Here is a 22,055-nt window from a genome sequence, read left to right on the forward strand (position 1 = left end):
TCGCGGCTAAAGCCGCTCCCACGTGAGGGCGGTCTGCATCAACATTTAACCGGTACAGAGCCTTTTTGTAGGGGCGGATTTATCCGCGAACAGGGTGGTTTGTCAGCCCAAGACCCTCGGCGATAAATCCGCTTAGAGGTTTATTCAAGTGTCACCCTGGCGAAGTTGTTCGAGCCCATGGGGCTGAGGGTGAAACCCTCGATGCCCTTGCGCAGGGCGCTGAATTGCTTGGGGTGGGCCAGGGGAATCCACGGCGCCTGCTCGTGGAAAATCGCCAGGGCCTGGCGGTATAAGGCCGCGCGCTGGCTCTGCTCGACCCGCTGGCGGGCTTCTCGAATCAGCCCGTCGAATGCCTGGTTGCACCAGCCGGCCTGGTTTTCCCCGCTCTGTGCCGCGGCGCAGGACAGGTTGGGGGTGAGGAAGTTGTCCGGGTCGCCGTTGTCGCCGGCCCAGCCCATGAACACCAGGTCGTGCTCGCCATTCTTCGCCCGCTTGATCAGCTCGCCCCACTCGAACATGCGGATATCCGCCTGAATGCCGATGGCGGCCAGGTCGGCTTGCAGCAGTTGCGTGCCGATACCCGGATTGGGGTTGGTCGGGCCGCCGCCGGGGCGGGTCCAGATCGACAGGCGCAAGCCCTGCGCGTAGCCGGCTTCGGCCAGTAGGCGCTTGGCGCGTGGCACGTCATGTGGCCAGCCGCGCAGGCGTTCGTCATGCCCCCACAGGGTATTCGGGTAAGGCGCCACCGCCGGGCTGGCGCCGCCGTCGCCGTATTGCGCGCGCAGGTAAGTGGCCTTGTCGAAGGCCAGGTTGAGCGCCTGGCGCACACGCACATCGTCGAGCGGCGGATGGCGGGTATTGATGCCGATGTAGGCGGTCAGCAGCGAGTCCAGCTCCAGTACCTGCAACTCGGGATCGGCTTTCAGCGCGGGGATATCCACCGGCCGTGGGTACAGGGCGATCTGGCAGTCGTCGGCCTTGAGCCGCTGCTGACGCACGTTCGGTTCGGGGGTGATGGCGAAGATCAGGCGCTTGAGCGCTGGCGCGCCGTTCCAGTATTCCGGGTTGCCGCGAAAGCGCACCTGCGCATCCTTGGCGTAGCGCTCGAAGACGAACGGCCCGGTGCCCACCGGCAGGCTGTTGAGCTGTTCGGGTTTGCCTTGGGCGAGCAGCTGTTCGGCGTACTCGGCGGAATAGATCGAGGCGAAGCCCATGGCCAGGTTGGCCAGGAAGGGCGCCTCGGGGTGTTTCAGGACGAAGCGTACGCGTTGCTCGTCGAGCTTCTCGATGCGCTCGATCAGCGCTGCCATGGCCATCGCTTCGGCGTAGGGAAAGCCGCGCACGGACAGCGCATGCCAGGGGTGCTGCGGATCGAGCTGGCGCTGGAAGCTCCACAGCACGTCGTCGGCATTCAGCGGGCGGCTGGGTTGGAACCAGGCGGTGCGGTGGAAGGCCACGTTCTGGCGTAATTGAAAGGTGTAGCTCAGGCCATCGGCGGATACCTCCCAGCGCTCGGCCAGGCCGGGAACCAGTGCGCTGCTGCCTGGGGCGAAATGGATCAGGCGCTCGAACACGGTTTCCGCGGACGCGTCGGCGGTAGTCGCCGCGGTGTACTGGACGATATCGAAACCTTCCGGGCTGGCCTCGGTGCACACCACCAGGCTGTCGCTGGCGGCCTGTACCTGGGCGGCGCAAACAAGGGTGCCTGCCAGCAGCAGGCGCAGGAACGGCAGTAGCAGGGGTGCGGGCATCGGTTAATCCCTCATGCGGTTCGGTACGTGCAGGCGGCGGCCGGGTAGGCCGCCGTCGCCCGGCTACCCAGGCGGTGGATAACCGCCCAGGCAACAGTCTGAGGGTTACTGCTCGACGCTGACACCGTAGAAGGAGTTAAGCCCGAATGGGCTGATCTTGAAGTCCTGCACGTTCTTGCGCATCGGTTGATACACGGTCGAGTGGGCGATCGGGGTGATCGGCACTTCGCGCTTGAGGATCACCTGAGCCTGCTTGTACAGCTCGCTGCGTTCAGCGGTGTCGGTCACCCGCTTGGCAGCTTTGACCAGCTTGTCGTAATCGGCGTTGCACCATTTGGAGAAGTTGTTGCCGTCCACCGCGTCGCAGCCGTACAGGGTGCCGAGCCAGTTATCCGGGTCACCGTTGTCGCCGCTCCAGCCAATCAGCATGGCGTCATGCTCGCCGGCCTTGGCGCGCTTGAGGTATTCGCCCCATTCGTAAGTGACGATCTTGGCCTTGATGCCGACCTTGGCCCAGTCGCTTTGCAGTATTTCGGCCATCAGCTTGGCGTTGGGGTTGTACGGGCGCTGCACCGGCATGGCCCACAGGGTGATCTCGGTGCCTTCGGCAACGCCGGCGGCCTTGAGCAATTCCTTGGCTTTCTCCGGGTTGTAGGCGGCGTCCTTGATGTTCTCGTCATACGACCACTGGGTCGGCGGCAGACCGTTGCTGGCCAGTTGGCCGGCGCTTTGGTAGACCGCGTCGATGATCGCCTGCTTGTTCACCGCCATGTCCAGGGCCTGGCGCACTTCCAGCTTATCGAACGGCGGGTGGGTGACGTTGTAGGCGATATAGCCGACGTTGAACCCGGCTTGCTCGGGCATTTGCAGATTTGCATCTTGCTTCAACGACTCGAGATCGGCTGGCCGCGGGAACAGGGTGACCTGGCATTCGCCGGCCTTGAGCTTCTGCATGCGCACCGAGGCGTCGGTGTTGATGGCGAAGATCAGGTTGTCGATCTTCACCTCATCCGGTTGCCAGTATTGCGGGTTGCCCTTGAAGCGGATCACCGCGTCCTTCTGGTAGCGGCTGAACACGAACGGGCCGGTGCCGATGGGCTTCTGGTTGATGTCGGCGGCTTTGCCGGCCTTGAGCAGGCTATCGGCGTATTCGGCGGACTGGATCGAGGCAAAGCTCATCGCCAGGTTCTGGATAAAGGCGGCGTCGACCTCGTTGAGGCTGAACTTGACGGTCAGGTCGTCGAGTTTTTCGATCTTGGCGATATTGGCGTCCATGCCCATATCGGTGAAGTAGGGGAATTCGGAGGGGTAGGCTTTGCGGAACGGATGCTCTTTATCGAGCATGCGCTGGAAGGTGAACAACACGTCGTCGGCGTTGAAGTCGCGGCTCGGGGTGAAGTACTCGGTGGTATGGAACTTCACGTTCGGGCGCAGGTGAAAGGTGTAGCTGAGGCCGTCGTCGGCAATCTCCCACTTCTGCGCCAAGCCTGGAATCACGGCGGTGCCGCCACGCTCGAACTGGCTCAGACGGTTGAACACGGTTTCTGCGGCGGCGTCGAAGTCGGTACCGGTGGTGTACAGGCCCGGGTCGAAACCGGCGGGGCTACCTTCGGAGCAGAACACCAGGTTGCTGGCGGCCTGGGCAAACGGCGCGCTGGCGATCAGCCCAGCAACGGCCATGGCCTGGATGACGGCGTTTTTACGCATAGTGACCTCATGTTTATTGTGGTTGTCATCGTGAGGGGTCTCTTGTGAAGACCTTGGGAGAAACTATGCAGGGCGTATGCCGGAGGCAAGGGGCATGAAGGCTTGAGCGTAGCAACTGTGGGGGAGTTGTAAGTTGCTGTCGCATTTAGGCAATTTTCTGCGAAAAAGCTGGCAAAGCGCCGCTATCGGTCGACAACGGCGCTGCGCGCTTGCGGCGCATGCTTCAGGGCATTTGCACTTCGATCACGCCATCGGCGTTAACCGTCACTTGGCTGGTGCCGGCTTCGATCTCCGGTGTGGCGGCATCCATCATCGCCGCGCCTTTCATCGCCTCCATACGCATCGGCATCGGTGGCTGGAAGCCGCCGCTGTTCAGGCTCAGGCTGACCAGTTTGTAACTACTGCCGCCGAGCGCTGCGCTGACCAACTGTGCGCGCGCCTTGAACGCGGCCACGGCATCCTTGAGCAGGGCGTCTTCGTGGATTTTACGGGTTGGCGATGCGATGCTGAAATCCATGCCGCCCATTTTCAGGTCCTTGAGCATGTTGCCGGTCAGCTTCGACAGCGCGGCGAAGTCGGCGCTTTCCAGACGCAGTTCGCCACGTTCGCGCCATGCGGTGATCTGCTGGCCTTTTTCGTCGTACACCGGGTAGCTGTTGCGGCTGCCGAGGGCGACCGTGACGCCTTTGGTGCCGCGTGCCTGGGCGAGGGCGCTGTTCAGCGTGCGGGTGATGTCAGCAGCCAAGGCCGCTGGGTCGCTGTGCTGCGCTTCGCTGTAGAGGGTGACGTGCATCAGGTCGTGGGCGATTTCCTGGCTGACCTCGGCCCGCAGGCTGATCTGGTTGTACCGCGCCTCTTCGGCCTGCGCCGAGAGGCTGAACAGGGCAACGGCGCTGAGGATGAAGGCGTTGGCAAGACGGGGCAGTGGCAGCATGACGGTTCCTTGCGGGTCAGTGAGCGCGCAGTGGCGCGCAGGTCCTTAACGTAGACGTAGCGATTCGACTGTTCGGGTTAAATCCAGTTCAGCGGCGTTGCCGGCTAAGCGTAGCGGTTCACCTGCGCAGCCGCTCCTAATGGTGTACGGCGTATTGGACCACTGGCCCATTGGCGCGATGGCAGCGCGGCGCAACGCTCCGCGTGCACATCGCGTGGGAGGGGCTTTAGCCGCGAGCCGTGTACGTGCACAGGCATCGCGGTTGCAGCGGCTTGCGTGGCGCTCGCTGGCCTGCGGCGTGTTGCCGCAGCGGGTGCGTCAACGGCTTGGTTATACTCGCCTGGCTCGGCCACCGAGCCTTTCTGGAGAGCCCATGCTCGCACCCGTGCAGTTGTTGTCGGCCAGCCGACAAAACCTCTGGCGTCTGACCTTGATCCGTATTCTGGTGCTGGCCGCGCAGGCCGGTTCGGTGGGGCTTGCCTACAAGTCGGGGTCGTTGCCGCTGCCATGGCTGGAGCTGAGCGTCACCCTCGCGATCTCGTTGGTGCTGTGCCTGCTCACCGCCTTGCGCTTGCGCGGCCCCTGGCCAGTCACCGAGCAGGAATACGCGGTGCAGCTCGGCTGCGACCTGATCATCCACAGCCTGCTGCTGTATTACTCGGGCGGTTCGACCAACCCCTTCGTCTCCTATTACCTGGTGCCACTGACCATTGCCGCGGCGACCTTGCCCTGGCTGTACACCATCACCCTCTCGGGCCTGGCATTGGCCGGCTACACCCTGCTGCTGGTGTGGTCGCACCCGCTGGAGTTGCCACCCGGGCCTCGCGAAAGCTTGTTGGTGTATGGCATGTGGCTGAGCTTTGCCCTGGCCGCGGCGCTGATCACCTTCTTCGTCGCCAAGATGGCCGAGGAGCTGCGCCATCAGGAAGAGCTGCGCGCCGAGCGCCGCGAGGAAGGCCTGCGCGATCAGCAGTTGCTCGCCGTCGCTACTCAGGCTGCCGGCGCCGCCCATGAGTTGGGTACGCCACTGGCGACCATGAGCGTGCTGATCAAGGAATTGCGCCGTGAGCACCAGGACCCGCTGCTGCAAGAAGACCTGGCGGTGCTGCAAGAACAGGTCAAATTGTGCAAGGACACCCTGCAACAGCTGGTGCGCGCGGCCGAGGCGGACCGCCGTCAGGCGGTGATCGAACAGTCCTCGGTGGAGTGGCTGGAAACCACCCTCAACCGCTGGCACCTGATGCGCCCCGAGGCCAGCTATCGCTACCAATGCCTGGGACTTGGCGCGCCGCCGCGGCTGATGCCGCCGGCCGACCTCACGCAGGCGCTACTCAATTTGCTGAACAATGCCGCCGATGCCTGCCCGGACAAGCTGGATATCCGCCTCGACTGGGATCACCAGTGGTTGCGCCTGAGTATCCGCGACTTTGGTGCCGGCGTACCGCTGGCCATTGCCGAGCAATTGGGCCGGCCGTTTTTCACCACCAAAGGCAAAGGGTTCGGTCTGGGGTTGTTCCTCAGCCAGGCCAGCGTCACCCGTGTCGGCGGCACGGTAAAGCTGTATAACCACGAAGAAGGCGGCACGCTCACCGAGCTGAAATTGCCGCGTGCTTATGGCCGGGCTTGAGATCAAAGCCATGGCGCGCAGCGACGGATAAGGGCGCTATGCCCGTTAGGAGAAATTGCAGATGACTGACGAAACGGAAGTCTTATTCGACGGCGAAGAGCAGCCGCACCTGCTGCTGGTCGATGACGACCCAACCTTTACTCGTGTGATGGCGCGGGCCATGAGCCGTCGTGGCTTGCGCGTGTCTACCGCCGGCTCGGCCGAAGAAGGCTTGGCCCTGGCCGAGCAGGATCTGCCGGATTATGCGGTGCTCGATTTAAAGATGGAGGGCGATTCCGGCCTGGTGCTGTTGCCCAAGCTGCTGGAGTTGGACGCGGAGATGCGTGTGGTGATCCTCACTGGCTACTCGAGCATCGCCACGGCCGTGGAGGCGATCAAGCGCGGCGCCTGCAACTACCTGTGCAAGCCGGCGGATGCCGACGATGTGCTGGCCGCCTTGCTCACCCAGCATGCCGACCTGGATACCCTGGTGCCGGAAAACCCGATGTCGGTGGATCGCCTGCAATGGGAGCACATTCAGCGCGTATTGGCTGAACACGAAGGCAATATCTCCGCCACCGCGCGCGCCTTGGGTATGCACCGGCGCACCTTGCAGCGCAAATTGCAGAAGCGCCCGGTACGCCGCTGATCTCACGCGCAGCCCGGAGGCCGGTACAACTGACCCCGGATTGCATCCGGACTACGGTAGCAGGGCACTGGTTAGCCGGCTAACATAGGTTGTCAGACAACTCATCCGGTGCCTTCATGCTCGCCGTCTTCCAGCAAACGCTTGCCATCACCGCGCCGGTGTTCTCCATGTTGTTTCTCGGCGTAGCGCTGAAGCGACTGGGCTGGATCGACACCGCCTTTATCAACACCGCCTCGTCCCTGGTCTTTCGCGGCACCATGCCGACCCTGCTGTTTCTCGGCATCGTCAAAGCGGATTTGAGTACGGCCTTGCAGCCGACCCTGCTGCTGTTCTTCGTCGTCGCCACCCTGGTCTGCTTCGCCCTGGCCTGGGGCTGGGCGAGCTGGCGCATCCCCCGCGAGGATCGCGGTATCTACACCCAAGGCGCCTTTCGCGGTAACAACGGCATCATCGGTCTGGCGCTGGCCACCAGCCTGTACGGCGACTACGGCCTGTCGTTGGGCGCGGTGCTCGGCGGGGTGGTGATCCTCTGCTACAACGTGCTTTCGGCCATCGTCCTGGCCATCTACAGCCCCGGCGCCAAGACCGGAGCGCTGGCCATCGTCAAGAGCATCCTGATCAATCCGCTGATCATCGGCGTGCTGCTGGCGATTCCCTTCGCCTACTGGCGGATCGCGCTGCCGGACTGGCTGCTGACCTCGGCCGAGTACTTCGCGCAGATGACCCTGCCGCTGGCGCTGATCTGCATCGGCGGCACCCTCAGCCTGGCCTCGCTGCGCCGCAGCAGCGGCACGGCGCTCAGCGCGAGCCTGATGAAGATGGTCTGGCTGCCGCTGCTGGCCACCGTTGGTGCTTGGCTGTACGGCTTTCGCGAGGCGGATCTGGCGATCCTCTTCCTTTATTTTGCCAGCCCCACGGCGGCGGCCAGTTTCGTCATGGCCCGCGCCGTGGGTGGCAACCACGAACTGGCGGCGGCGATCATCGTGATCACCACCCTGGCAGCGGTGGTCACCACCAATGTCGGCTTGTTGCTGTTGCAGTGGGGCGGCTGGATCTAGTCGCGCTGGCATCCGCCCGCCCTGTTGGGCTTCGCTGCGCTCGGCGCCAACCTACGCGCTGCCCGCGGGCCGCGGCAAGCCGGTTCCTCGGGGTGTTCAGCCGTTGCGCTGATGCTCGTCGATCACTTCCTGCGCCGCACGGAAGGCGTCGATGGCGGCCGGTACGCCGGCATACACCGCACAGTGCAACAGGGCTTCGCGGATTTCCTCGACCGTGCAGCCGTTGTTCAAGGCGCCGCGCACGTGGCCTTTCAGTTCCTGCGGGCATTTCAGCGCCGTCAGCGCCGCCAGGGTAATCAGGCTGCGGGTCTTGCGGTCCAGGCCTTCGCGCGTCCAGACACTGCCCCAGGCGTGTTCGTTGACGAAGTCCTGTAGCGGCTGGGAGAAGTCACTGGCATTGCCCAGCGCGCGGTCGACGTAGGCATCGCCCATCACCGCGCGGCGCACGTGCAGGCCGTTATCGTGTTTATCGCTCATCAGTTCGCTCCATCAGGCGCCATGCCGCGTTGTTTGTGCCAGGCGCGAGCGGCGATCACCACCAGGGTGACCACGGTCAGCGGCAGGACATAGCCGAGCATGGCTTCGCCGAACGTTTGAGCGAACGGGCGGCCGGTGGCGAACAGCACCAGGTACAGGGTGTAGGCCGCGTAGTAGGCGAGGAACAGCAGGCCTTCCCAGCGGTTGATGCGGTAACCGGCAAAGAAGATCGGCAGGCAGGCGACGGCCACCGCGATCATCACCGGGAAATCGAAGGCCAGGGCATTCGGCGATACCGAGACCGGCAGTGGCGATACCAGCGATGCCAGGCCGAGCACGCAGAGCAGGTTGAAAATGTTGCTGCCGACGATATTGCCCACGGCAATATCACGCTCGCCCCTGAGCGCGGCGAGGATCGAGGTGGCCAGTTCCGGCAGCGAGGTGCCCACCGCGACCACGGTCAGGCCGATCACCAGTTCCGACAGGCCGAGAGCACGGGCCAGGCTGACGGCACCTTCGACCAGGAAGTTGGAGCCGACTACCAGCAACACCAGGCCGACCACGATCAGGATCAGGTTGATCAGCCAGGCATAGGGTTTCGGCGCTTCGTGCAGGCCGAACTCCTTGGTGAATTCATCGTCGTCGCTGGCGCTTTTGTCTTTGCGGCTGCTGATGATCAGGAAGGCGGTGTAGGCGAGGATGCCGGCGAACAGGATGGCGCCGTCGAGCTTGCTCAAGCTGCCGTCCCAGGCCAGGGCATACACCACCAGGCTGGCGCCGATCATGATTGGTACGTCCAGGCGAATCAGTTGGCGCGAGACGATCAGCGGGGCGATCAGTGCGGTCAGGCCAAGAATCAGCAGCACGTTGGCGATGTTGCTGCCGACCACGTTACCGATGGCCAGGTCGCCGCTGCCGTCCAGTGCGGCTTGCACGCTGACGGCGGTTTCCGGCGCGCTGGTGCCGAAAGCCACCACGGTGAGGCCGATGATCAGCGGTGGAATGCCGAATTGCGCGGCCAGCTTGGCGGCGCCGCGTACCAGCACTTCGGCGCCGGCGACCAGCAGCACCAGGCCGGCAATCAGGTAAACGAAGGTCATCAGCGTCATAACAAGGGCTCCATAAAAGTGGCGCTAGTTTAATCATCGGCTTGCGCGGCGCCAGAGGCTGAACAGGGCTGTCTACAGCTTCTTTGTAAACAGCTGTGTTCAGTCGGCCAGTTGTTCCACGCGCACCGGCACTACGCCGTCGCGCAGCATGTCCAGCTGTTCGGCAGCCTTGTGCGAGAGGTCGATAATGCGCTTCTTGGCATAGGGGCCGCGGTCGTTGATGCGTACCACCACGCGCTTGTCGTTACGCAGGTTGGTCACCTGTACCCGACTGCCAAAGGGCAGGCTGCGGTGCGCGGCGGTCAGCGCGTGCTGGTTGAAGCGCTCGCCGCTGGCGGTCTTGTTGCCATGGTGGCGCGCGCCGTAATAGGACGCCTGGCCCTCGGCGCGATAGCCGCGTGGATCGACCTGGCCCTGGCTGGCGCAGGCGCTGAGCAAGAGGACAGTGGCAAGCAGGAAAAGCAGACGCATAGGTGGCTCCGCTGCGTGGGCATATTGATGGGTGTCGCGGCGCTCGACCCATCCTACGAATAACACAACGCCGGGCTGACCCGGCGTTGATAGAGCAAGCCATCCATGGCCGGTCGTTCGCTGGGCCAACGCGTGCGTTGGCATGCTCTTAGAAAAGAAGGGGGCTCACCCTTCGAGCTTTTTCTTTAGCAATTCGTTCACTTGGCCGGGGTTGGCCTTGCCTTTCGAGGCTTTCATGGCCTGGCCGACGAAGAACCCGAACATCTTGCCGCGCTTGGCCTCATCACTGGCGCGGTACTGCTCGACCTGCTCGGCGTTAGCCGCCAGCACCTCGTCGAGCATCGACTCGATGGCGCCGGAGTCGGTGACCTGCTTAAGCCCTTTGGCTTCGATGATGGCGTCAGCAGATTCGCCTTCGCCAGCCGCCAGGGCCTCGAAGACCATCTTGGCGATCTTGCCGCTGATGGTGTTGTCCTTTATGCGCAGGATCATCCCGCCCAGTTGCGCGGCGGAAACCGGTGACTGCTCGATGTCCAGGTTGCCACTGTTGAGCAGGCTGGACAGCTCGCCCATCACCCAGTTGGCGGCCAGTTTGGCATCGCCACACACGGCGTTGACCGCCTCGAAGTAGTCGGCCAGTTCACGGCTGGCGGCCAGTACGTCGGCGTCATAGGCGGACAGGCCGAACTCGCGCTCGAAGCGCTCGCGCTTCTGCACCGGCAGTTCCGGCAGGCTGGCGCGCACTTCGTCGAGGAAACTCTGCTCGATCACCACCGGCAGCAGGTCCGGGCAGGGGAAGTAACGGTAGTCGTTGGCTTCTTCCTTGCTGCGCATGGAGCGCGTCTGATCCTTGTTCGGGTCGTACAGGCGGGTTTCCTGCACCACCTTGCCGCCGTCTTCGATCAGCTCGATCTGCCGTTGCACTTCGTGGTTGATGGCTTTTTCGATAAAGCGGAACGAGTTGACGTTCTTGATCTCGGCGCGGGTGCCGAACTCGGCCTGGCCTTTCGGCCGTACCGAGACGTTGCAGTCGCAGCGCAGCGAGCCTTCGGCCATGTTGCCGTCGCAGATACCCAGGTAGCGCACCAGGGCGTGGATCGCCTTGACGTAGGCCACCGCTTCCTTGGCCGAACGGATATCCGGCTCGGAAACGATCTCCAGCAGCGGCGTGCCGGCACGGTTGAGGTCGATGCCGCTCATGCCGTGGAAGTCTTCGTGCAGGCTCTTGCCGGCGTCTTCTTCCAGGTGCGCGCGGGTAATGCCGATGCGCTTGCTGGTACCGTCTTCCAGGGTGATGTCGAGGAGGCCCTTGCCGACGATGGGGTCATCCATCTGGCTGGTCTGGTAGCCCTTGGGCAGGTCCGGGTAGAAGTAGTTCTTGCGCGCGAAGATGTTGCTTGGCGCGATGTGCGCGTCGATCGCCAGGCCGAACTTGCAGGCCATGCGCACGGCTTCGGCGTTGAGCACCGGCAGGGTGCCGGGCATGCCGAGGTCAACCAGGCTGGCCTGGGTGTTGGGCTCGGCACCGAAGGTGGTGGCGCTGGCCGAGAAGATCTTCGACTTAGTGCTGAGTTGGGCGTGGATTTCCAGGCCGATTACGGTTTCCCATTGCATGTCAGTCGTCCTCAGAATCCAGCCGGAGCTTGTGTGTGCCAGTCAGTGACCTGTTGGTACTGGTGGGCGACGTTGAGCAGGCGGCCTTCCTGGAAGTAAGGGGCGAGCAGTTGCACACCGACCGGCAGGCCATCGACGAAGCCGGCGGGCATCGACAGGCCGGGGATGCCGGCGAGGTTGGCGGTGATGGTGTAGATGTCTTCCAGGTAGGCGGCGACCGGGTCGTTGTTCTTCTCGCCGAGCTTCCAGGCCAGGTTTGGCGTGGTTGGGCCGAGGATCACGTCGACGTCATTGAAGGCAGCGACGAAGTCGTTCTTGATCAGCCGGCGGATCTTCTGCGCCTTCAGGTAGTAGGCGTCGTAGTAGCCGGCGGACAGCGCGTAGGTGCCGACCATGATGCGGCGCTTCACTTCCGCGCCGAAGCCTTCGCCGCGCGAGCGCTTGTACAGGTCTTCGAGGTTGACCGGGTTCTCGCAGCGATAGCCGAAGCGCACGCCGTCGAAGCGCGACAGGTTGGAGCTGGCTTCGGCCGGGGCGATTACGTAGTAGGCGGGAATCGCGTGCTGCATATTCGGCAGGCTGATTTCCTTGACGGTTGCGCCGAGCTTTTTCAGCTCGTCCACCACGGCCATGACCTTCTCACCGATGCGGGCGTCCAGGCCTGCGCCGAAGTATTCCTTCGGCAGGCCGATACGCAGGCCGTTCAACGGTTGGCTCAGGGCCACCAGGTAATCATCGACCGGTTGATCAACGCTGGTGCTGTCCTTGGTGTCGAAACCGGCCATGGCTTGCAGCATCAGGGCGCAGTCTTCGGCGGTGCGTGCCAGCGGGCCACCTTGGTCGAGGCTGGAGGCGTAGGCGATCATGCCCCAGCGCGAGACGCGGCCGTAGGTCGGCTTGATCCCGGTAAGGTTGGTCAGCGCCGCCGGCTGGCGGATCGAGCCGCCGGTGTCGGTGCCGGTGGCGGCCGGCAGTAGGCGTGCGGCCACCGCCGCAGCGGAGCCGCCGGAGGAGCCGCCCGGTACGCAGGTCAGGTCCCAGGGGTTCTTCACCGCGCCGTAGTGGCTGGATTCGTTGGCCGAGCCCATGGCGAATTCATCCATGTTCAGCTTGCCCAGGGTCACGCTGCCGGCGTTGGCGAGTTTCTCGACCACGGTGGCGTTATACGGGGCCTTGAAGCCGCTGAGGATCTTCGAACCGCAGCTGGTCAGCACGTCTTGGGTGCAGAACAGGTCCTTGTGGCCAATCGGTGCGCCGAGCAGGGCGCCGCTCTCGCCACCCGCGCGGCGGGCGTCGGCGGCTTGGGCCTGACTCAGGGCCAGGTCGGCGGTGACGGTAATGAAACTGTTGAGTTGCGGGTCGAGTTGCTGAATGCGCGCCAGCAGGCTGCGCGTCAGTTCTTCGGCGGAAAACTGTTTGGCGGCGAGTCCGCGGGCGATCTCGGCCAGGGTCAATTGATGCATGGCTAGGCTCTTTCCCTTACTCGATGACTTTCGGAACCAGGTACAGGCCGTTTTCCACGGCCGGGGCGATGGCTTGGTAGGCGTCGCGGCGATTTGTTTCGCTGACCAGGTCGGCGCGCAGGCGCTGAGTCGCTTCCAGCGGGTGAGCCAGCGGCTCGATGCCGGTGGTGTCGACGGCCTGCATCTGGTCGATCAGGCCGAGAATGTTGTTGAGGGTCGCAGTGGTTTGCGGAAGATCGTCTTCATTCAGGCCCAGTCGGGCTAGATGTGCGATCTTTTCCACGTCGGAGCGTTCAAGCGCCATCGGAGTCTCCCTATAAAAGGCAGCCAACAGCGGGCGGCCAGTGGAAATGTGAACGAGTCACCGTGCAGAGAAGTGCAGGGAACGGATGTTATGAGCAGGCGGTCAAAGGCCGCGATGATGGGCCGAGGAGCCCGGAAAAACCGGCAATCTAACATATTGGCGCCTTGCTCAAAATCCCTGTCGTTGTTAGAGTTTGCCGCACTTTTTTACCCACGCGTTGCCTAGGGTCCCTATCCCATGTTCAAAAAACTGCGTGGCATGTTTTCCAGCGATCTGTCGATTGACCTGGGCACTGCCAATACCCTGATTTATGTTCGCGAGCGCGGCATTGTGCTGAACGAGCCGTCCGTGGTCGCTATCCGCACCCATGGCAACCAGAAGAGCGTCGTGGCTGTCGGCACCGAAGCCAAGCGCATGCTCGGTCGTACCCCTGGCAATATCGCGGCCATCCGCCCGATGAAGGACGGCGTGATCGCCGATTTCAGCGTCTGCGAAAAAATGCTGCAGTACTTCATCAACAAAGTGCACGAAAACAGCTTTTTGCAGCCATCGCCGCGCGTATTGATCTGCGTACCGTGCAAATCCACTCAGGTCGAGCGCCGCGCCATTCGTGAGTCGGCCCTCGGCGCCGGTGCTCGCGAAGTGTTCCTGATTGAAGAGCCGATGGCCGCTGCCATCGGTGCCGGCCTGCCGGTGGAAGAAGCCCGCGGTTCGATGGTGGTGGATATCGGTGGTGGCACCACGGAAATCGCCCTGATCTCGCTGAACGGTGTGGTTTATGCCGAATCCGTCCGCGTCGGTGGCGACCGTTTCGACGAAGCCATCATCACCTACGTGCGCCGTAACTACGGCAGCCTGATCGGCGAATCCACCGCCGAGCGGATTAAGCAGGAAATCGGCACGGCCTACCCAGGCGGCGAAGTGCGGGAAGTCGACGTACGTGGCCGTAACCTGGCCGAAGGCGTACCGCGCAGCTTCACCCTCAACTCCAATGAAGTGCTTGAAGCGCTGCAAGAGTCCCTGGCGACCATCGTTCAGGCGGTCAAGAGCGCGCTGGAGCAATCGCCGCCGGAGTTGGCCTCGGACATCGCCGAGCGCGGTCTGGTGCTGACCGGTGGTGGCGCGCTGCTGCGCGACCTGGACAAGCTGCTGGCCCAGGAAACCGGCCTGCCGGTGATCGTCGCCGAAGACCCGCTGACCTGCGTCGCCCGCGGTGGCGGCAAGGCCCTGGAAATGATGGATCGCCACACCATGGACCTGCTGTCCTCGGAATAAGCGCGACCGCTCCAAGTCTTGAGCTGCAAGCCGGGTTCTACCCGCTTGCAGCTTTTGTTTTGCTGCCTGACGCTGTGAGGAGCTGCCGATCAAACCGCTATTTGCCAAAGGTCCTTCGCTGGGTGTGCGCCTGTTGGTGTTCGCCGTGCTATCGGCTGCGCTGATGGTGGTGGATGCGCGGTTAACCGTGCTGCAATCGGTACGCAGTCAGCTGGGGCTGATCGTTGAGCCGGTGTATTGGCTCGGGCGCCTGCCCGTCACTCTGTGGGAAGGTGCCACCGAAGAGCTCAGCTCGCGCACCGAACTGGTTGCCGAGAACGAAAAGCTCAAGGCCGAACAGTTGATGATGCAGCGCCGCGTGCAAAAACTGGCGGCCCTGACTGAACAGAACGTGCGCTTGCGCGAGTTGCTCAACTCCGCGGCGCTGGTCGACGACGATGTACTGGCTACCGAGCTGATCGGCATCGACCCCAACCCCTTTACCCACCGCATTCTGATCGACAAGGGCACGAAGGATGGCGTGGTACTGGGCCAGCCGGTGCTGGATGCGCGCGGCCTGATGGGCCAGGTGGTCGAGGTCATGCCCTACACCTCGCGCGTGTTGCTGCTCACCGATACCACCCACAGCATTCCCGTGCAGGTCAATCGCAACGGCTTGCGTGCCATCGCCAGCGGCACCGGCAACCCGGAGCGCCTGGAGCTGCGCCACGTGGCCGATACCGCGGATATCAAGGAAGGCGATCTGTTGGTCAGCTCCGGGCTTGGCCAGCGCTTCCCTTCCGGATATCCGGTGGCCACGGTGACCGAAGTGGTGCACGACTCCGGCCAGCCGTTTGCGATTGTTCGCGCCATGCCGACGGCCAATTTGAACCGCAGCCGCTACATGCTGCTGGTGTTTACCGACCCGCGTTCGCCGGAGCAGCGCGCCACCGAGTCCGCCGAGGCGCAGGAAGCGGCGGATCGTCAGGCGCAAGAGCAGGCGCCGTCGCCGTCCGCCGCACAAGCTGCATCGCCGCCAGCGGCGAGCGACGCGCCCAGCTCTGCCGACGCTGACCAAGAGGCTCGCCAATGATCGCTGTCCGTGCGCGCAATGTCTGGGTGATCTGGCTCAGCCTGGCGTTGGCCCTGCTGCTCAGCGTGGCCACCTTGCCGAAGTTCATGGAAGTTGGCCGGCCGCTGTGGCTGGCCCTGTTCCTGACCTATTGGGTGTTGGCCCTGCCGCACCGTGTGGGCATGACCACCGCGTGGTGCATCGGCCTGCTGGCCGATGTGCTGAACGGCACGCTGCTTGGGCAGAATGCATTGATCCTGACCTTGATCACCTTCCTGGTGCTGACCTTACATCAGCGTCTGCGCATGTTCCCCATGTGGCAGCAAAGCATGGTGTTGCTGGTGGTGTTCGGCCTCGCGCAGTTGGTGCAGCTGTGGCTCAATGCCTTGACCGGCAGCCGCCCGCCGACCTTGGCGTTTGTCTTGCCGGCCTTGGTCAGTGCGCTGCTCTGGCCATGGATCTGCACCATCCTGCGCAGTGTGCATCAGCGCCTCAGCGTTAACTGAACAGGGCTTGGCCCTGTTATACCCGACAGGGAGAAGTCAGCATGGCCACGCTTTACCTGGCTTCGGGGTCGCCGCGTAGACGTGAATTGTTGACGCAAATCGGTGTGCCCTTCATCACGCAAATCGTCCCCATTGATGAAAACTCATTGCCAGATGAGTCGCCTAGCGCCTATGTAGAGCGGCTGGCCCGTGCGAAAGCGCAGGCTGGGCTGGCTGCCTTGGATAATCCGCAGGAGGCCGTGGCGCTCGGCGCCGATACGGCGGTGGTGCTCGATGGGCGCATCCTCGGCAAGCCCGCCGACCGTGCAGAGGCCCTGGCCACCCTGGCGGCGTTGTCCGGTCGGGAGCATCAGGTGCTGACGGCGGTGGCCCTGGCTGCGCCGGGAAAAGTCGCGGCGCGGGTGGTCGTCAGTCAGGTAACCTTCAGGGTATTGAGTCCGCTGGAGATTGCCGCGTACTGGGCCAGTGGCGAGCCGCAGGACAAGGCCGGCAGTTACGGTATCCAGGGCCTGGCGGCGGTATTCGTCAGTCAGTTGCAGGGCAGCTATTCGGCCGTGGTGGGGTTGCCCCTGTGCGAAACCGCCGAGCTGCTCGCAGAGTTCGCTATTCCGTGCTGGCAGTCGCTGCCAGCCCACCGATAAGAGGTTGTGGGTCGCGGGCAAGTGGCCGCCTTCGCTGAAGGCGTCAGTCGCCGAGCTTGCAACGTCAGCTCAGAAGAGATGGCCGCATGAGTGAAGAGATTCTGATCAACATCACGCCGATGGAATCGCGCGTGGCAGTGGTGGAAAACGGCGTTTTGCAGGAAGTGCATGTCGAGCGCACGCAGAAGCGCGGCATCGTCGGCAATATCTACAAAGGCAAGGTGGTGCGCGTGTTGCCGGGCATGCAGGCGGCATTCGTCGACATCGGCCTGGAGCGTGCCGCGTTCATCCATGCCTCGGAAATCTCCAGCCGCGAAGGCCCGGCGGTGGAAAGCATCAGCGCGCTGGTGCATGAAGGCCAGAGCCTGGTGGTGCAGGTGACCAAGGACCCGATTGGCAGCAAGGGCGCGCGCCTGACCACTCAGCTGTCGATTCCCTCGCGCTACCTGGTGTACATGCCGCGTACCAGCCATGTCGGCATTTCCCTGAAGATCGAGGACGAAGCCGAGCGCGAGCGCCTCAAGCAGGTGGTCACCGACTGTATCGCCGCCGAAGGCATCGAAGAAGCTGGCGGCTTTATCCTGCGCACCGCCGCCGATGGCGCCGGCGCCGACGAGATCCTCATCGATATCCGCTACCTGCGCCGGCTGTGGGATCAGATCGCTGCGCAGATGCAGACCGCATCGGCGCCGTCGGTGATCTACGAAGACCTCAGCCTGGCGCTGCGCACCCTGCGCGACCTGGTCAGCCTGCGCACCGAAAAAATCCGCGTCGACTCACGGGAAACCTTCCAGAAGATCACCCAGTTCGTCGACGAACTGATGCCGGAAATCGCCGACCGCCTGGAGCATTACCCCGGTGAGCGGCCGATCTTCGATCTCTATGGCGTCGAGGACGAGATCCAGAAAGCCCTCGAGCGCAAGGTGCCGCTGAAGTCCGGTGGCTACCTGGTGATCGACCCGGCCGAGGCGATGAGCACCATCGACGTCAACACCGGTGCGTTCGTCGGTCACCGCACGCTCGAAGAAACCATCTTCAAGACCAACCTGGAGGCGGCGACCGCGATTGCCCGCCAGCTGCGCCTGCGCAACCTGGGCGGGATCATCATCATCGACTTCATCGACATGGAAGACGAAGAACACCAGCGCCAGGTACTGCGCACCCTGGAAAAACAGCTGGAGCGCGATCACGCCAAGACCAACATCATCGGTATCACCGAGCTGGGCCTGGTGCAGATGACCCGCAAGCGCACCCGCGAGAGTCTCGAGCAGATCCTTTGCGAGCCGTGCAGCTGCTGCCAGGGACGCGGCAAGCTGAAAACCCCGGAGACCACCTGCTACGAAATCTTCCGCGAAATCCTCCGCGAGGCCCGCGCCTATCAGGCCGAGGGTTACCGGGTGCTGGCCAACCAGAAAGTGGTCGACCGGTTGCTGGACGAGGAATCGGGCAATGTCGCCGACCTGGAGGCGTTTATCGGCCGCACGATCAAGTTTCAGGTCGAGAGCATGTACTCCCAGGAGCAATACGATGTGGTCCTGCTGTGACGCGGCCGAGCGCTGGCAGGAGATGAGCTGAATGGCGTATTTGGCGCGTTTGTTCGCCGCCACAGTGCGTTGGGGGTTGGCCTGTTGCGCCCTGGTGCTGGTGCTGGCGGCGCTGTATGTCAGCCTCGGCCGCGAGCTGGTGCCACTGGTTGCCGAGTACCGCCTGGAGGCCGAAGACAAAGCCCGCGCGGCGTTGGGCATGCCGCTGGCGATCGGCAGCCTGGAAGGCCGTTGGCAGGGCTTGGCGCCGCTGCTGATCGCTCACGATGTGCAACTGGGCGATGGCGCCAGCGCGTTGCGTCTGGATCAGGTGCGTCTGGTGCCGGACGTGTTCGCCAGCTTGCTGGCGCGGGCGCCGCGGGTGGCCAAGCTGGAGCTGGATGGTTTGCAGTTCAGCGTGTTGCAAGATGCCCAGGGCGCCTGGACGCTCAAGGGTCTGCCACAACGCAGCGAGCCCGCGCCCGTGGAGGTCGCCGAGGTGTTGCGGCACCTGCAAGCGGTTAGTCGGCTGTCCCTGCTCAACAGTCAGGTCACGCTGGAAGCCCATGCGCAGCCGGCGCTGACCCTGACCTACGTCAACCTGACGCTGCGCAACGGCGCCAGCCGTCAGCGTTTGGATGGTCGTCTGCTCTTGCCGGATGGCCAGCCCGTGGCGCTGCAACTGCGCACGCGGATGCACGCCGAACGCTGGCGCGAGGCGCAAGCCGAGTTGTACCTGAGCGTGCCGCAAAGCGATTGGGCACGCTGGCTGCCGCCGAGCCTGACGCGCGAATGGCGTCTCGAGCAGTTACAGGCTGGCGGCGAAATCTGGCTGACCTGGGCGCGCGGTGCGGTACAGCGCGCGGTCAGTCGTTTGCATGCCCCGCAGCTGGCCGCTGCTTACGCCGAGCGCAAGGCTGTGCAGCTGCAAAACCTCGCACTGAATGCCTATTTCACCCGCACCGAGCAGGGTTTCGAGGTGGTGCTGGACGACCTGGCGCTGAGTCAGGGCGACACCCGCTGGGGCGAAGCGCAGCTCGGTCTTACCCATCAACAGGACAGTGCCAGTGCCGAAGAGCAGTGGCTGCTGAGTGCCGACCGTCTCGACCTGGCGCCGCTGCTGCCGCTGGTCGAAGCCCTGGCGCCGCTGCCGGATAAGCACATCGCGTTAGTGCATAGCCTGCAAGCGCACGGCGCGGTGAGTAACCTGCACCTGGATTACCGCCCGCGCACCGAAGGTGCTAAGCGTCTGCAGTTTGCCGCCAATCTCGACGGCATAGGCTTTGCCGCTTATCAGGCCGCGCCGGCCGCCGAGAATATCAGCGGCAGCGTGAGCGGTGATCTGGAACAGGGCGAGCTGCGCCTGGCCAGCGAGAATTTCTCGCTGCACCTGGACACCTTGTTTCCACAGCCATGGCGTTATCGCCAAGCCAATGCGCGCTTGACCTGGCAGCTGGACGAGCAGGCCTTCACCCTGCGCAGCCCCTATCTGCAGGTGGTGGGCGAAGAGGGGGCGATTGCCGGCGACTTCCTGATTCGCCTGATGCGCGATGCCGAGGCGGAGGACTACATGGACCTGCGCGTCGGTCTGCGCGATGGCGACGCGCGCTTTACCGAAAAATACCTGCCGACCCGCGCGCCGGGCTTGAGTACGCAATTGGCCGACTGGCTGAAAGCCGCGATTCGCGGCGGCGCGGTGGACGAGGGTTTCTTCCAGTACCAGGGCTCGTTGAATAAGGGCGCGGAAAACAGCGCGCGCAGCCTCAGCCTGTTCTTTGCCGTGCATGACGCCGAGCTGGCCTTCCAGCCCGGTTGGCCGGCGCTACGTGAGGCACGTGGCGAGGTATTTATCGAAGACAGTGGCGTGCGCGTGCAGGTCAGCCAGGGCCGCCTGCTGAATAGCCAGGTGAACAACCTACGGGCCGATATTCCCACGGCCGCCGCTGGACAGGCGCCGCGCCTGCAACTGGACGGCCAGCTGCAAAGCAACGTTGTCGATGCCCTGAAGATTCTCCAGGAAACGCCGTTGGGCACCGCCGAGACCTTTGCCGGCTGGCAGGGCGACGGCCCGTTGAGCGGACGCCTCAAGCTCGATCTGCCGTTGCGCCAAGGCCTGCCGCCCGAGGTGGTGGTGGACTTCGCCACCGAAGGCGCGCGACTCAAACTGAGCAACCCCACGCTGGAACTCGACCAGTTGCAAGGTGCCTTTCGCTACAACACCGCCAGTGGCTTGAGCGCCGCGGATATTCGCGCCCAGGTGCTCGGCCATGCGGTGCGCGGCAAAGCGGTTGCCGAAGGCGTACGCGGACATGCACGCAGTCGCATCGAGGCGCATGGCCTGGTGCCGCTGAATAACCTGAGTAGCTGGCTCGGGGTGACCCAGCCGCTCCCCCTGAGCGGCACCCTGCCTTATCGCCTGCGCTTGACCCTGGACGGCGACGACAGCCAGTTGCGCGTGGACTCCAACCTCAAGGGCTTGGCCATCGCCTTGCCGGCGCCATTCGGCAAGGCTGCCGCCACCGAACGCTATGCCGATTGGCGCATGAGCTTGGGCGGGCGTGAGCGCCGTTATTGGCTGGATTACGCCGAGTTGGCCAGCCTGTCGTTCGCCGCACCGCCCGGGCAGCTTGGCCAGGGGCGCGGTGAGCTGCGTCTGGGCGATGGTCCGGCGACGCTGCCGGCGGGCATAGGCGTGCGTGTGCGCGGTCAGGTCAGCGAGCTGGACTGGGCCGCCTGGCAGGCCGCGCTGAAACCATACGCCAGTGTGCCGCGCGACGATGCCCAGCAATTGTTCAAGGACGCCAATCTGAAAATCCGGCGTTTCAGCGGGTTTGGCGGCACCCTCGACAACCTCGCCGTGCAACTCAAGCGCGCCCCGACCGCCTGGGCGTTGACGCTGGACAGCCAATTGCTCAAAGGCCAGGTCGACTTGCCGGATGCCAGCGCGGCAGCGATTGCGGTCAACCTGGACTACCTGCGTTTACCGGCGGCCGAGCCGAAAGCGCCGGTGCCGGTAGACAAGCCTGACCCGTTGGCCGATGTCGATCCACGGCAGATTCCGGCCCTCGACGTGCGCATTGCCCAGGTGTCGCAAGGCACTCAGGTGTTGGGCGCGTGGTCGTTGAAAGCGCGGCCGAATACCAATGGCGTGCAGTTCAACGACCTCAGCCTCGATCTGAAAGGCTTGCTGGTGAGCGGCAGTGCGGGCTGGCAGGGCACGCCCGGTGCCAGCCGCAGTTGGTACAAAGGTCGCTTGCAGGGTGACAACCTGGCCGATGTGCTGCAGGCCTGGGGCTTTGCGCCCACCGCCAGCAGCGAAAGCTTTCGCCTGGATGTCGATGGCAACTGGCCGGGTTCGCCGGCCTGGGTCAGCCTGAAGCGTTTTTCCGGCAGCATGGACGCGGCCCTGCGTAAGGGGCAGTTCTCCGAGGTACAGGGCTCGGCGTCGGCGCTGCGGGTATTTGGCCTGCTCAATTTCAACTCGATTGGCCGCCGCCTGCGCCTGGACTTCTCCGACCTGTTCGGCAAAGGCCTGAGCTATGACCGGGTCAAAGGCTTGCTGGCGGCCAATGACGGGGTGTTCGTTACGCGCACGCCGATCACCTTGACCGGTCCATCGAGTAACCTGGAGTTGGATGGCACCCTGGATATGGCCGATCAGTTGATCAACGCCAAGCTCCTGGTGACGTTGCCGGTAACCAACAACTTGCCGCTGGCGGCGTTGATCGTCGGGGCACCGGCGATTGGCGGCGCGTTATTCGTGGTGGACAAGTTGTTGGGCGACCGCGTGGCGCGCTTTGCCAGTGTGCAGTATGACGTCAAGGGACCCTTGCAAGAGCCGCAAATCACCTTCGACAAACCGTTTGAAAAGCCGCAATAAGGGGGCTGCCGCGCCGCCGCAGTCGCGTAAGCTGGC

At 63.8% G+C, this 22,055-nt stretch carries 18 protein-coding genes; 9 read left to right on the forward strand and 9 right to left on the reverse strand.

The window, feature by feature from the left end; genetic code table 11:
- Positions 1-140 precede the first annotated feature (140 nt).
- From B3M58_RS21825 to B3M58_RS21835, 3 genes are all read right to left on the reverse strand, one after another.
- Positions 141-1,751, reverse strand: coding sequence for an ABC transporter substrate-binding protein (locus tag B3M58_RS21825; RefSeq protein ID WP_296222438.1), 1,611 nt, complete (start codon positions 1,749-1,751; stop codon positions 141-143).
- Between the two features lie 105 nt (positions 1,752-1,856).
- The gene (locus B3M58_RS21830) at positions 1,857-3,458 is read right to left on the reverse strand and encodes an ABC transporter substrate-binding protein (RefSeq protein WP_296222440.1); all 1,602 of its coding nucleotides are present in this window, start codon (positions 3,456-3,458) and stop codon (positions 1,857-1,859) included.
- Between the two features lie 223 nt (positions 3,459-3,681).
- The gene (locus B3M58_RS21835) at positions 3,682-4,392 is read right to left on the reverse strand and encodes an SIMPL domain-containing protein (RefSeq protein WP_296222441.1); all 711 of its coding nucleotides are present in this window, start codon (positions 4,390-4,392) and stop codon (positions 3,682-3,684) included.
- 373 nt (positions 4,393-4,765) lie between these two features.
- On the opposite strand from B3M58_RS21835, the gene B3M58_RS21840 reads away from it, so the two are divergent.
- The 3 genes from B3M58_RS21840 to B3M58_RS21850 all read left to right on the forward strand — a co-directional run bounded on the left by B3M58_RS21840 (position 4,766) and on the right by B3M58_RS21850 (position 7,705).
- Positions 4,766-6,019 (forward strand): ATP-binding protein, encoded by a 1,254-nt coding sequence (locus tag B3M58_RS21840; protein ID WP_296222443.1) that lies wholly within the window; start codon positions 4,766-4,768, stop codon positions 6,017-6,019.
- A 61-nt stretch (positions 6,020-6,080) separates the two neighbouring features.
- A complete protein-coding gene (locus tag B3M58_RS21845) occupies positions 6,081-6,647 on the forward strand; it encodes a response regulator transcription factor (RefSeq protein WP_296222444.1) in 567 nt (188 codons plus the stop codon).
- Between the two features lie 116 nt (positions 6,648-6,763).
- Complete coding sequence (locus tag B3M58_RS21850; protein ID WP_296222445.1) at positions 6,764-7,705, forward strand: AEC family transporter; 942 nt, start codon at positions 6,764-6,766, stop codon at positions 7,703-7,705.
- 96 nt (positions 7,706-7,801) lie between these two features.
- Here B3M58_RS21850 and pcaC read toward each other — a convergent pair whose 3' ends face one another.
- The 6 genes from pcaC to gatC form a co-directional block, all read right to left on the reverse strand.
- Entirely contained in the window at positions 7,802-8,182 is a 381-nt protein-coding gene (pcaC, locus tag B3M58_RS21855; protein ID WP_296222447.1) for a 4-carboxymuconolactone decarboxylase, read from the reverse strand.
- Positions 8,182-9,291 carry a calcium/sodium antiporter gene (locus B3M58_RS21860; RefSeq protein ID WP_296222449.1) on the reverse strand — a complete coding sequence of 370 codons (1,110 nt, stop codon included), beginning with the start codon at positions 9,289-9,291 and terminating at the stop codon, positions 8,182-8,184. Before B3M58_RS21860 ends, pcaC begins: the two co-directional genes overlap by 1 nt.
- Before the next feature lie 99 nt (positions 9,292-9,390).
- Complete coding sequence (locus tag B3M58_RS21865) at positions 9,391-9,762, reverse strand: septal ring lytic transglycosylase RlpA family protein (protein ID WP_296222450.1); 372 nt, start codon at positions 9,760-9,762, stop codon at positions 9,391-9,393.
- 165 nt (positions 9,763-9,927) lie between these two features.
- Positions 9,928-11,376 (reverse strand): Asp-tRNA(Asn)/Glu-tRNA(Gln) amidotransferase subunit GatB, encoded by a 1,449-nt coding sequence (gene gatB, locus B3M58_RS21870; RefSeq protein ID WP_296222452.1) that lies wholly within the window; start codon positions 11,374-11,376, stop codon positions 9,928-9,930.
- Between the two features lie 11 nt (positions 11,377-11,387).
- Positions 11,388-12,839 carry an Asp-tRNA(Asn)/Glu-tRNA(Gln) amidotransferase subunit GatA gene (gatA, locus tag B3M58_RS21875; RefSeq protein WP_296222455.1) on the reverse strand — a complete coding sequence of 484 codons (1,452 nt, stop codon included), beginning with the start codon at positions 12,837-12,839 and terminating at the stop codon, positions 11,388-11,390.
- Between the two features lie 16 nt (positions 12,840-12,855).
- Positions 12,856-13,143 (reverse strand): Asp-tRNA(Asn)/Glu-tRNA(Gln) amidotransferase subunit GatC, encoded by a 288-nt coding sequence (gene gatC / locus B3M58_RS21880; protein WP_296222457.1) that lies wholly within the window; start codon positions 13,141-13,143, stop codon positions 12,856-12,858.
- Positions 13,144-13,380: 237 nt separating this feature from the next.
- Here gatC and mreB point away from each other — a divergent pair, with 237 nt between their 5' ends.
- From mreB to B3M58_RS21910, 6 genes are all read left to right on the forward strand, one after another.
- Positions 13,381-14,418 (forward strand): rod shape-determining protein MreB, encoded by a 1,038-nt coding sequence (mreB, locus tag B3M58_RS21885; protein WP_296222461.1) that lies wholly within the window; start codon positions 13,381-13,383, stop codon positions 14,416-14,418.
- A 136-nt stretch (positions 14,419-14,554) separates the two neighbouring features.
- On the forward strand, positions 14,555-15,490 hold the full coding sequence (gene mreC / locus B3M58_RS21890; RefSeq protein WP_414704125.1) for a rod shape-determining protein MreC: 936 nt from the start codon (positions 14,555-14,557) through the stop codon (positions 15,488-15,490).
- Positions 15,487-15,975, forward strand: a complete 489-nt coding sequence (gene mreD, locus B3M58_RS21895) for a rod shape-determining protein MreD (protein ID WP_296222463.1) — start codon at positions 15,487-15,489, stop codon at positions 15,973-15,975. Before mreC ends, mreD begins: the two co-directional genes overlap by 4 nt.
- A gap of 41 nt (positions 15,976-16,016) precedes the next feature.
- Entirely contained in the window at positions 16,017-16,616 is a 600-nt protein-coding gene (locus B3M58_RS21900) for a Maf family protein (RefSeq protein WP_296222465.1), read from the forward strand.
- A gap of 86 nt (positions 16,617-16,702) precedes the next feature.
- A complete protein-coding gene (gene rng, locus B3M58_RS21905; protein WP_296222467.1) occupies positions 16,703-18,160 on the forward strand; it encodes a ribonuclease G in 1,458 nt (485 codons plus the stop codon).
- A 31-nt stretch (positions 18,161-18,191) separates the two neighbouring features.
- A complete protein-coding gene (locus tag B3M58_RS21910) occupies positions 18,192-22,019 on the forward strand; it encodes a YhdP family protein (RefSeq protein ID WP_296222470.1) in 3,828 nt (1,275 codons plus the stop codon).
- Positions 22,020-22,055: the final 36 nt, after the last annotated feature.

Source organism: Pseudomonas sp. UBA2684, from assembly GCA_002354655.1.
GTDB lineage: Bacteria > Pseudomonadota > Gammaproteobacteria > Pseudomonadales > Pseudomonadaceae > Aquipseudomonas.